4 protein-coding genes are annotated in these 12054 nt (G+C 67.9%); all 4 read right to left on the reverse strand.

Annotation, left to right across the window (positions count from 1 at the left end):
* Positions 1 to 33: 33 nt before the first annotated feature.
* Positions 34 to 1308, reverse strand: a complete 1275-nt coding sequence (locus AB1634_16085) for an inositol-3-phosphate synthase (GenBank protein ID MEW6221033.1) — start codon at positions 1306 to 1308, stop codon at positions 34 to 36.
* A gap of 110 nt (positions 1309 to 1418) precedes the next feature.
* Positions 1419 to 2063 carry a VTT domain-containing protein gene (locus tag AB1634_16090; protein ID MEW6221034.1) on the reverse strand — a complete coding sequence of 215 codons (645 nt, stop codon included), beginning with the start codon at positions 2061 to 2063 and terminating at the stop codon, positions 1419 to 1421.
* Between the two features lie 80 nt (positions 2064 to 2143).
* The gene (locus AB1634_16095; protein ID MEW6221035.1) at positions 2144 to 2506 is read right to left on the reverse strand and encodes a hypothetical protein; all 363 of its coding nucleotides are present in this window, start codon (positions 2504 to 2506) and stop codon (positions 2144 to 2146) included.
* An 87-nt stretch (positions 2507 to 2593) separates the two neighbouring features.
* Positions 2594 to 12043, reverse strand: a complete 9450-nt coding sequence (locus AB1634_16100) for a PKD domain-containing protein (GenBank protein MEW6221036.1) — start codon at positions 12041 to 12043, stop codon at positions 2594 to 2596.
* Between the last annotated feature and the right edge of the window lie 11 nt (positions 12044 to 12054).

Genomic DNA, 12054 nt, shown 5'->3' on the forward strand with positions numbered 1-12054 from the left:
GTAATGTCCAACCGCAGAAGGGACCGGCAGAACTTATCCTAAACGACAACGACCGGTCCCTTCAGCCTTCGCAATTCCTTGTTGGACATGCTGCGGTTCGTCAGCCGCTGGCGGCTGACGTCGGACATACTCCTCCAGCAGGGCGAACTGAGGCACCAGGCGCTGCTCCGCCACCCCCAGAGGATCCTTGAAGAAACAGGCCAGATGCGGCAGAAGCCCTCCCTCTCCCCGGGCCAGGGCATAGGCGGCCAAACGGGCCAGGTCCAGCACCAGAGGGGCGGCCAGGATCGAGTCGTAGCCCTGCCAGGTGAACTGCAGGCTCATGCGGGCGCCCAGAAAGCCCTGAAAATGGATGAGATCCCAGGCCGTCTTCTGGTCGTCCAGGGAGGGGACGAAGTGGATGTGCACCCCGGTGTGGGGGGCATAGCCCAGGATCCGCGGCAGGACCTGATCCTTGCTGCGCACCTTGGCGGCCCGGTGCTCGGGGTCGTCCAGCACCGCCCCGTCCAGGTTGCCCAAAAGATTCGTCCCTTCCCAGGACAGGACCGGCAGGTTGCGGCTGGCAAAGAGCGGCGCCAGAGCGCTCTTGACCAGGGTCTCCCCGGTCTTGCCGTCGTTGCCCATCACCGGCAGCCGGCGCTGCCGGGCGTGCTCCACCAGGGCCGGCAGGAGGGCGCCGTTCGAAGGGGTGAAGTTGATGAAGGCGCACCCCTCCTCCAGGGCTGCCCAGGCATAGAGGGTGCTCGCCCGCATCGCTTGGCCGTCGCCGGCCGCCAGGCGAACCCGGAAGAGCTCGGGGTCGTGGTGGCTGGGGTCATCGGCCAGGAGCGGCTCGGTGGAGGCGAGGTTGATCACCACCAGCCGGTCGAGCCGCCCCTCTTCCCGGAACCGGCGCAGATCCGCGGTCACGGCGGCGAGCGCCGCGCGGATGTCCGCCGGCCCCGGCCCGGGGCCGGCCACCAGCCGAGCGATGGCCGGGCCGACATTGTGGGTGATGCCGGGAGAAAGACGACGATCGTGGGCCGCCAGCTCGGCAGCGAGAGCCGGCAGGAGATCCCGCCGCACGCCGGACAACTGGCCGGCCAGGCGCTCGGCCGTGGCCAGGACCGGGGCAGATCGGATGTCGCAGCCGCCCAGCACCAGATCCTCCACCGCCGGCAGGCCCAGGGTCTGGAACAAAGGCAGGGCGGTGACGAGGCCAGCATCATCCACCAGGCCCCGGGCCCGGGCCAAGGCGCCCACCGCCACGGTGGTGGCCACCGCCCCCCGGGCACCGATCAACCAGACCCCGACCCGAGATCTCCCCATCTCTCCCTCCGCTGCCAGGTCCTGCCGGCAAGCCACACCCGGGCCACAGCCCCGGGAATCTTATCAGGATTCGGGCACAAGACCAAAGGAAAACGCCCCGGGAGCCGGACTCAACGCCGGGCCGCGGCCAGCAGGCGCCGTCCCACCGGATACAGGCAGACCGGCAGCAGGAGCGCCGCCAGGAGCCCCCATGCCGGGGTCTGCCGGCTGGCATGGCCCAGGGTCGCGAACAGAAAAGCGGTGGGCAGGCAGCCGGCGGCCAGGGCGACCAGGAAGCGGCCGGGCCGCATCCCGGCCATCCCGGCCAGGACGGCCATGGCCTCGGGCAGGACCGGCAAGAGGCGGCTCAGGATGATGGCCAGCCAGCCCCAGCGGTCGAGCCAGCCGCGGACCTCATCGAGCTCTTCCGGCGCTGCCAGGCGCCGGGTCAACGGGCCGCCGCCCAGCCGGGCCAGGGCATAGCCCGCGGCACCACTGGCCAAAGAGCCGGCGGCCGCCGCCAGGGTGCCGCCCCAGATCCCGTAGACGGCGCCCAGGGCTGCCATGACGCCGGTGGCCGGAATAGGCAGCACCAGGTCGGCCATCAGAAGGCCCGCGCCCACCGCCCAGGCATAGGGCCGGATCTCGCCGAACCAGCGGCTGGCGGCCTCCTGGCTGAAGAGGATCTCGAAGCGCTCTCCCCACACGCCATAGGGCGCTGCCAGCAGAAAGGCCAGACCGACCAGCGCCAGCAGGATCTTGCCAAGGAGCCGCATCGAGTCTCCCGGATGCCCACAAAGCGCGGGGCCACTCCCCGGGTCAGGGAGCGGCCCCGTCTTTCCCGTCCGGCCCCCGGCTACGGCCGGGTCTGGGCGGTGAAGTGGAAGAAGCCATCCCCCTCCTTGGGATTGCGCAGATACTTCTGCCAATCCGGGGAGCCCTCAGCGGCCAGACAGCGGGCCTTGACCACCCCGCCCGGATCCGCCCCGGTCTCCACCGCGACGGTGCCCACCACGTTGGCGTGGATGCCGATGCTGGAGCCATCCGCGCGCACCAGGTCATAGAGATAGGCGGGATGGCCGATGTTGCTGGTGATCACCAGCAGATGGCGGCCCTGGTCGACCTTGGCCTCAACGTCGAAATCGGCCGCCTGCCCCGTGCCGGTCATGGCCAGCACCAGAAGCGCCCCGACCGGCAGCCTTCGCAGCCATACGTTCATGGTCCACCTCCCCTTCTTGAGTTGTGGGGCGCCGGGGCTTGGGTCGAGTGCCGCCGACGCCGCTTTTCCGAGTCCGGATCCGCCCGTTCAGCGATTGAGCTGCCAGGTGTAGTACTGGCTCCAGTACTGCACGTCCACGTTGTCGATCCGGCCGTTGCCGTCATAGTCCGCCCCCGGCATGAAGGTGGCCTGCCCGGTGCGGCTGCCCACGGCGCCGGCAATCAGCCCATAGTCCCGCTGATCCACATCCCAGTCACCGTCGAGGTCACACATGTTGCGGCCGAAGAAGTAGGTGTAATAGGTCCCCCACAGCTCCTCGTCGGCGCTGCCGATGGTGCCGTTCCGGTCGAGATCGGCTGCCGCCACGAAGCCCGGGTCGCCCTGGCTCTGGCCGAAGGCGTCCCGGATCGCCTGGTGGTCAGGCCCGGGTGTCCACTGGGCCCCGGCGAGAACCTCCGGGTCCACCAGGCCGTTGCCGTTCACGTCGCTCAGCTGGGCATAGTACTCATACCGGAAATGGCTGGCCCAGGCCATGAGGTCATCCATGCGGATGCAGCCGTTCCGGACATAGTCCGCCTCGGGCACAAAACCGGCGCCGCTTTGGCCCTCCACGCCCTGCTGGCAGCGGTTCAAGGCCCGGTAGATGATGAGCAGATCCTCGAATTCCAACGCCCCGTTGTGGTCCAGGTCACCGGGCAGCCCCACGGTCACCTCCAGGCTGGCCGTGCCCTCCCCGCCCTTGTCGTCGGCCACCCGCACGGTCACGGTGTAGGTGCCCAGCTCCTGGTACCGGTGGTGCAGAATGAAGGTCCTGTCCGTATGGAGCGGCAGGTCCTCCTCGCCGGCGCCGTCACCGTAGTCCACCCAGCCGGTGTACGCATCCTGGGGCGAGGTGTCGGCAAACCAGCCCACCCGGTGGATGGCCGATCGCCGGCCGATGAAGATGTCATCCCCCACCGTGACCACCGGTACACCGTTCACCACTGTCACCTGGAAGGTCTCGCAGTCCCAGCCGCCGTTGCCGTCCACCAGGGTCATGACCACGGTGTAGAGGCCGTTGCCCCGGTAACGGTGCTGGAGGGTGAAGGTCTTGTTGGGCGAGAGGCTCACCTTCTGGAGCCCGGTGCCATCGCCGAAGTTGACCAGGGCCTCGTGGACGTCCCGCACCCCGGCCACGGCGGGATCCGTGAAGCTGCCCGGCCGGACGAGATCGGTGTTCTCAGGAATGGTGGCGTCGCCGCCGGCAGCCAGCACCGGCGCCACGTTGGCGGTCAGCAGGAAGGCGGCATCCCAGAGCTGGAGATCCTTCTGATCAATAACCCGGTCCTGGTTGAGGTCAGCGGTTAACACCCAGCGGGGATCCCGGGGATTCCGGCCGTAGCCGCCCTGGATAGCGTCGGTGATCACTGCCCGGTCCGCCTCGTCCACCAGGCCGTTGCGGTTGACGTCTGCCGCCAGCCGGTTCCGGTAGGCCCGCTCGCAGCCCTGCCAGACCAGGAGGTCGTCGGCCAGCACGCACTGGTCGCAGTTGAGGTTGGCGTCCGCGTTGAAGCCGGCCTCGCCGTCGCACTTGTTCATGGAGGCGCTCAACGCCCGCTGATCGTTGCCATCCACGTCGCCATCGCCATCCACGTCGCCGCAGATGGCCGCCGCCGGCACCACTGTCACCACGAAGCTGCCGGTGCCCAGGCCCCCGTCGTCGTCACTCACCGTCACGGTCACCACATAGGTGCCCAGGGCGTCGTAGACATGGTGCAGAAGGAAGGTGTGGTTGTCGTTGAGGGCCAGGGACTCAGGCTCGCTGCCGTCCCCATAGTCCACGGTCGCCTCGTGGGTGTCACTGGCGGACGGATCCGCAAAGGAGCCCAGACGGTCGAAGGGGAAGCCCTGGCCCCAGGTGATGTCGGTGCCGGCGCTCACCACCGGTGGGGCGTTGGTCACCTCCACCTGGAACGAGCAGGTATCCCAGCCGCCGTTGCCGTCCACCAGGGTCACCAGCACGGTGCGGACGCCGTTGTCCGGGTAGGTATAGGCCAGGGTGAAGGTCTTGTCCGGCCCCAGGGTCAGCGCCACCGGCTCGCCGCCCTCCCCGTAGTTGGCCATGGCCTGGTAGGTATCCTGCACCCCGGCCGGATGATCGGGGTCGCTGAAGGAGGCGAGACGCTGGAACAGGGTGTTTTCCGGCGCCGTGCCGTCGCCGCCGCAATCCAGGGCCGGGGCCGGCTCGGTCACGGTCAGGAACAAGGTGTTCCAGATGGCGAGATCCTGGGCATCGACCCGCCGGTCGCGGTTGAGGTCCATCTTGGGCAAGCAGCCGACCCGGTTGTCGACACAGCCGGCGAGGAGGTCGCCGTCCACCGGCTGCACCAGCTCGTCGCCGCTGAAGTCCGCCGCCATGGTGTTCTGGTAAAGCCGGGAGAAGCCGAACCAGATCAGACGGTCATCGGCCCGGACACAGCCGTCGCCGTTGTAGTCCGCGGCGGCCAGAAAGCCGGCATCCCCGCCGCACTTGTCCACGGAGGCCTGGAGCATGACCAGATCGTTGCCGTCCACCCTCCGATCACCGGTCAGGTCACCCAGGTGTCCTGCCGTCCGCACCGCCACCGTCAGGGTGTCGGTGCCCACCCCGCCATCGTCGTCCTGCACCGTCACCGTCACCAGGTAGGAGCCCGGCTCGGGATACAGATGCTGCAGGAAGAAATGCCGGTCCGGGGTCAGGGCCAGGGGCTCCGGCCCGCCGCCGTCGCCGTAGTCCACCGTGGCGGTGAAGGTATCCTCCGGCGACGGGTCGGCAAAGGAGCCCGTCCGGTCGAAGGTGGCACCCGCCCCGATGTTGGCATCAGCGCCCGCATCCACCGCCGGCGCCACGTTGGTGACCGTAACCTCCACGGTAGCAGTGCCTGCCCCCTGGTCGTCGTCGGTCACCGTCACGGTCACGGTGTAAACGCCGTCGTCCTCGTAGACATGATCGAGCTGGTAGAAACGGCCGGGGGCCAGGGGCAGGGTCTCTGGCCCGCCGCCGTCGCCATAGTCCACCGTGGCGGTGAAGGTATCCGCCGGCGACGGGTCGGTGAAGACGCCGAGGCGGGTGAAGGCGGTATGCTCCGGAGTCGAGGCGGCAGGCCCCGCGTCCACCACCGGCGCCACGTTCTCCACCGTCACGGTGGTGGTGTCGCTGCCGAAGGCGCCGCCTTCGCCATCCACGACCACGGCCACCGTCACGGTGAAGACGCCGTTGTCCTCGTAGACGTGGTTGAGGCTGAAGGTGTTGTCCGGGTTGATGTCCAGCTCCTGGACCCGGGTGCCGTCACCGTAGTCCACGAAGGCGGAATGGCTCCGGCCAGGAACCGGATCGACGAAGGAGCCGGCGCCGGTAAAGGCGCTGTGCTCCGGAATCGTCGCCCCGGCCCCGGCCTCCACGTTCAGGCCGTGGGACTGCACAGTCACGGTCAGGGTGTCGCTGTCGGTGCCGCTGTTGTTGTCGGTCACGGTCACCGTCACCGTGAAGACGCCAACCTCGGTGTAGACATGGTCGAGGAAGAAGGTCTTGTCCGGGTTGAGGGCCAGGGCCTGTACCCCGGTGCCGTCGCCATAGTCCACCGTCGCGGTGTGGGTGTCGCTGGCGCCGGGGTCGGTGAAGGAGCCCTGGCGCTGGAAGGCCTGGCCCAGGTCGATAGTCTCGTCGAGGCCGATCTCCACCTCGGGCGGCACGTTGACCACCGTCACCTGGAAGGAGGCAGTGCCCACCCCGCCGTCGTCATCGATAACCTGCACCGTTACAGTGAAAGCGCCGTCCGCCGGATAGAGGTGGGACAGGGCAAAGGTCTTGTCCGGATTCAAGGCCAGGGCCTGGACGCCGCTGCCGTCGCCATAATCCACGGTGGCGGTGTGGGTGTCGGTCCCGGGATCGGTGAAGGAGCCGTTTCGGGTCAGGGTGCCATTCTCCTGCAGGGTGGTGTCGCCGCCGGCGCTCACCGCTGGCGCCACGTTGTGCACCGTCACCTCCAGAGCATCGCTGCCCACCCCGCCGTCGTCATCGGTCACCGTCAGGGTCACGGTGAAGACGCCATCGTCCGGGTAGCCGTGCGCGGCATGCAGGTCACCGCTGGCAGTGCCGCCATCGCCGAAGCTCCAGCCGATGGTGTGGGTATCGGCGCCCGGGTCCGTGAACTGGCCGTTGAAGTGGGCGTCCTGTCCTTCATTGAGCGTCTGATCGGCACCCGCATCGACCGCCGGTGCCACGTTACGCACCGTCACCGTGCTGGCGCCGGTGTCCGCCAGCAGGGAGTCCGAGACCGTGAGGCCGATATTGACGCTGGCGTCGTCGGTCCAGGTGCGGCTGGGGCTGGCCTCCGTGGCGTCGTCGTACTGGCCGTCGCCGTCCAGATCCCAGGCAAAGGTCAGCGGATCGTTGTTGGGGTCGGAGGAGCCGGTGCCGTCCAGGGTCAGGGCGGTGCCTTCGTCCACCTGGTAGGGGCCACCCGCAGCCGCCACCGGCGGCTGGTTGGCCTCCACGCTCACCAGGGTGAAGACCGGCTGGGAGTCCAAGGGGGTGCAATCCACCCCCGGGGTGCAGCCCACCGGGTTGAACACGCCGTTGTCCCGCACCACCAGGCCGACGTTGAAGACGCCGGGGGTGTCGTAGGTATGGGGCACCTGGGCGCCGGTGGTGTCGAGGTCGACATCGTCCTGCCAGTCCCCATCCTCGTCCGCATCGTCGAACCAGCGGCCGTCGTTGTCCAGATCCCAGAAGAAGCGGGTGATGCGGTCGCCGGTATCGATATCAAAGGAGCCGCGGCCGTCCAGGGTGAAGGGGATGCCCACTGTGGCCCGGTAGGGGCCGCCGTGCCGGGCAAAGGGCGCGTGCGGCGGCTCGGCCACGCTCACCTCCCGGGTGTCGATGTCCGTCTGGGGCGGCTCGTTGTCGTCCGTGACCCGCAGCCGGGCGGTGAAGACCATGGGCGGGTCGCCCTGGGTCTCAGGATCGGGGTCGGGATAGGTGAACACCGCGTCGGGATCTGCCGGATCGGCGGTGGTGAAGTCCCACTCGCCGTCGCCGTTGAAGTCCCAGTCGTAGCGGACGATGCGCCGGTTCGGATCGTGGTGGAAGGAGCCGGAGGCATCGAACCTGAGGGGCAGGCCGTAGGCCCAGATGATGTCGTTGCCGGCATCCGCCTCCGGCGGCTGCACAAACAGGGTCGGCGTCAGCATGATCACCGACCAGGCGGTGCCGAAGCCGGCTCCGTAGTAGTCCCAGTAGCCGTCGCCCGCCTGGGCATCCACCAGATGGCGGCGCACCCCGACGTTGGGCTCGTTGTACCAGTCGAGGCCGGTGGCGGTCAGGTGGGTGACCGGGAAGGGCCGGGCCAGGCGGAAGGCCTTGACCAGGGCATACATGCCGTAGGTGTTGCCCGCCTGCCAGAACCAGTTGTTGGCGATGTAGTCCTCGGCGGTCCGCCAGCGCGGGTCGGTGGTGTACCGGTCAACAAAGGCCAGCTGCACCATGCCGGAGGGGGTGAGGGCGACGCCGTTGCCCGGTCCGGTGTAGCCGAAGCCGGTGCCGTCGTAGGAATAGTTGAGCCAGTTGTTATCGCGGTCTTTGACCCAGCGGGGGATGTTGATGCCAAAGGTCTCCTCGGCAGCCAGCATGCCGATGGCGGCCCACTGGCAGGCCGAGTTGTCCGGCCAGTCGTTCCACCAGTATCGCCAGCCGCCAGTGCGCGAGTCCTCATCCTGGCCCCAGGCGTACATGTCCACCATGTCCACCAGGATGTGGTGGAAGAAGCGCCCCTTGACATTGGTGCCGCCGGTGAGGGCAAAGGCCAGGGGATTGTTCGAGGAGGCGATGGCATCCATCACCATGCCGCCCTCGTAGATGGGCCGGTCGCTGTCGACGCCAAGGCCGATGCCATTGCCGTTGGTGTCCGGGTCGCCGTAGGTCTGGACCCCGATATCATACGAAGCGAGCCTGAGGAACATGTAATCGAGCCCCCGGCTCACCGTTTCCACATAGGGGTTCTCCTGGTTGTCTCCCTCCTGGAGATGGGCGTTGATCTCGAAGGCCTGCACCGCCGAGGCGGTGGGCGAGGCATAGTAGCTGCCATAGGAGGCCCACTTGCCGTCCCCTTTGTCCTGGGCCCGGTGCAGCCACCACAGGCCCTCGTCGATGGCGATGTTGGTGCGGGTGTCCAGGCTGTTCGGCCGGACGATCACGTAGTACTGGTCGGAGCCGGGGTGGCCGGCGCCGTCCCAGACCGTGAGGGTGGCCACATAGGGGGTGCCATCCGGCGAGTCGGGATAGGTATGGCTGGCCTCGACGATGTACTTGTTGCCCACCGGCTGCGGGGTGGCCGGCCAGAGGGCGGAGCCGTCGCCGAAGTCCCACTGGTAGGTGAGGTTGCCGGCATCCCGGACAATGGCCTTGAGCCGGGCGGCGCGGCCATTCATGATCTCATGGGGCACGGTGGGATCCGCTGGCCGCCAGGGCACGCAGATGACGTCCGGCGGCAGGTCGTCGGCCACGTTCACTGTGGCGGTAGCGGTATCGGTCTGGCCGGCACCGTCCACCACGGTCAGGGTGGCGGTGTAGGTTCCGGCCGCGGGATAGGTGTAGAAGGGCTTGCGGCCCACCACGTCGATGTCGTTGGCCGGGTTGCCGTCGCTGTCCGCGTCCACAGTGTCGTCCGCGTCCCACAGGTATTTGACGATGCCAAAGTCATCGGTGGAGGCGCCGGCATTGAAGTAGGCGGGCGGGCCACCTGCCGCGGCATCGTACGGGCCACCGGCGTTGGCCGCCGGGACCTCCTCGGCGGCCAGCACATGCACGGTCAGGGTGTCGGCGCTCGACTGCAAGGCCGCGTCGTAAACGGTGAGGGTGACGGTGTAGTCGCCGGGCGCCCAGAAGGAATGCTTCGGCGTGCGGCCGACACCGGTGCTGTTGTCCCCAAAATCCCATTCATAGAGGGCAATGCCGACATCGTCCGTGGAGCCAGCGCCGTTGAACTGCACCGGCCAGTGGCCCTCGGTGGTGGCGTCCGGACCGGCCTCGGCCGTCGGGCCAGCGCCGACGGTCATGGTCAGCTCGGCGGTATCAATGATGCTCTGCAGGGCATGGTCGGTCACCCGCAGGGCCACGGTCCGGGCGCCCGGGCCGGTGTAGACGTGGGAGGCGGTGACGCCAGTGGCCATGACCTCGAAGCTGCCGTCATAGTCGAAGTCCCACTCGTAGCGGAGAATGCCGTGGTCGTCGGTGGAGCCGGAGCCGTTAAAGGCCACAGTCCAGGTGTTCTCGAAGGCGTCCGCCTCGGTGAGGGCCCGATCCGGGCCGGCGGCCGGCACCGGCGGATCGTTGGCCGCCGTGGTGACGCTGCTGTTGTCGGTATGGGTCTGGCCGCCCTGGTCCATGACGGTGAGCGAAATCGGACGGCTGCCCAGGCCGTAGAAACGGTAGCTGGGGCTGGGGCCGATGGCGCTCTCGGCCAGATCGTCCAGGGAGAAGGTGCCGGCATAGCAGTCCACGCCGCGGCGCAGCTCGCTGTTGCCGCCGTAGTTGGAGTCATACAACAGGATCCAGTCCGCATCTCCCAGGGCCCGGTAGAAGTAGCGTGCGCCGGCCGGCTCCTTGAGCTCGATGCGCACCTCGTACCAGGTATCCCAGCTGTAGTAGCGGCCGGTGTGGCCCCGGTCGGCACCATCCTCGTAGATGCGGATGTTGGTGCTGTCGAAGTAGATGGCGTGGGGGTACTGGCCGTAATGGAAGCTGTCGCTGGTATTCTTGAAGCCGAACATGACATGGCCGCCACCGCTGTGGCGGACCTTGGCCTGGAAGACCAGGTCCCGGCCCCGGGGATAGGTATCGGTGCTGACCAGCCAAGTCTGGCCCCAGTTGTTGTTGCCGGTGAGGATCGCCGCCTCGTTCTGGCTGACGTTCCCCCCGGTCACCCACTTGCCCTCACTCAATACCGTGCCGGTGAAGGTGTCGGTGCCCAGGCTCCATACATATTGGTAGATACTGGATTCGTTGTCGGTGGAGCCGGTGCCGTCCAGGTTGACCGTCCAGCCGCCGGCCAGGGCGTTGCCGCTGGTCTCATCGACGCTGTACGGCCCGCCGGTGTCGGCCACTGGCGGATCGCCGATGCTGATCGTCACCTGCATCTCGTCCACCCGGCTCTGGAGCGCGTTGTCCCAGACCCGCACTGCCACCCGGTAGGTGCCCGGCGCGCCCCAGGTGTGGCTGGCGGTGGCACCGGTGGCACCGGAAGGCTGGAAGGTCACGCCGTCGTAGTCCCAGTCCCACTCGTAGAAGTAGACCCCGTAGTCATCCGACGAGCCGCCGGCATCGAAATCGACGGCCCAGGAGCCGCCGACCCCGTCCGCCTCCGCCTTGCCCTGATCCGGCCCGGCGTTGGGCACCGGCGGATCGGCCGCCGCGGTCGTGACGGTGGTGCTGTCGGTGTCGATCTGGCCGGCCCGGTCGACCACGGTGAGATCCACCGGAAAGGTGCCGACGCCGTTGAAGAGGGTGAAGGGTGCGCTGGCGCCAGCCGTGACGTCAGCAAAGTTGTCCATGGTCCAGGTGTAGTCGTAGACCACCAGGCCTTTGCGCAGAGCGGTGTCGCCGATGGCATAGCCGGAGCGGTAGACCTCGATCCAGTCCGCGGCGCCGCCGGTGGGGCGGAACGAGTAGATGGCGCCGCTGTCGGTCAGCTCGACCCGGAAGTCGTACCAGGTGTTGTAGCTGTAACGGAACCCGGTATCGGCGCGATGGGCCCCGTATTCATAGATGTGAATGGCGCCCCACGACAGGTAGAAGGCATACGGGAACTGCCCGTAATAGAAGTCGGTCGGGTTGGTGCTTTTGAAGCCGAACATGGCCTGGCCGCCGTCGCAGCGGATGCTGGCCGCGAAGACCTGGCCCCGCACCTTGGGGAAGGTGCCTTGGCTGACCAGATACCGGGTGTGCCAGGTACCCACCCCCACCAGGGAGACGGCGTCGTTCTGGCTGATACCGCCATTGGTGAGCCACTTGTGGCGGTTGAAGTCGGTGCCGTCAAAGGTGTCGGTGCCCAGGTCCCACCGGTGCTCCCGGACCTCCACGTCGTCGGTGGAGCCGGTGGCGTCCAGGTTGACGGTCCAGCCGCCGCCAGCCGCCGCATCCTCGCCCACGTTGTACGGCCCGCTGGCATCCGCCACCGGCGGAGCGCCCGGCTGCATGGTCATGGGGATGATGCCGGCGGCGGTCTGCCCGCCGGCATCCGCCACCGCCAGCTCCACGTCATGAACGCCGGCGGTGAAGACATGGGGCACGGTCGGGCCGGTCGCTGCCTCGGTGACCGTGAGGTTGTCGAACCGGGCCTCGGTCTGGTAGGTGCAAAGCCCCACCCGGCCGCTCATGAAGGTGCCATCGTGGACGGTGAAAAGATAGATGTCGTCCAGGTAGATGTCGTGGCGGTTGCCGGTGAGCACCACCTTGACGTGGTAGGTGTTGCCGTTGGCGATGGGGTTGGGAAAGAGACTGGCCGGCAGGTCGTAATCCATGAGCGAGGTTT

The sequence above is a fragment of the Thermodesulfobacteriota bacterium genome, assembly GCA_040755095.1.
In the GTDB taxonomy this organism is placed as follows: domain Bacteria; phylum Desulfobacterota; class Desulfobulbia; order Desulfobulbales; family JBFMBH01; genus JBFMBH01.

Bases quoted from the DNA above. Each gene is read 5' to 3' on its own strand.
- AB1634_16090 (MEW6221034.1), bottom strand. From the start codon at position 2,063: ATGCGGCTCCTTGGCAAGATCCTGCTGGCGCTGGTCGGTCTGGCCTTT.
- AB1634_16095 (MEW6221035.1), bottom strand. From the start codon at position 2,506: ATGAACGTATGGCTGCGAAGGCTGCCGGTCGGGGCGCTTCTGGTGCTG.
- AB1634_16100 (MEW6221036.1), bottom strand. From the start codon at position 12,043: ATGGATTACGACCTGCCGGCCAGTCTCTTTCCCAACCCCATCGCCAAC.
- AB1634_16085 (MEW6221033.1), bottom strand. From the start codon at position 1,308: ATGGGGAGATCTCGGGTCGGGGTCTGGTTGATCGGTGCCCGGGGGGCG.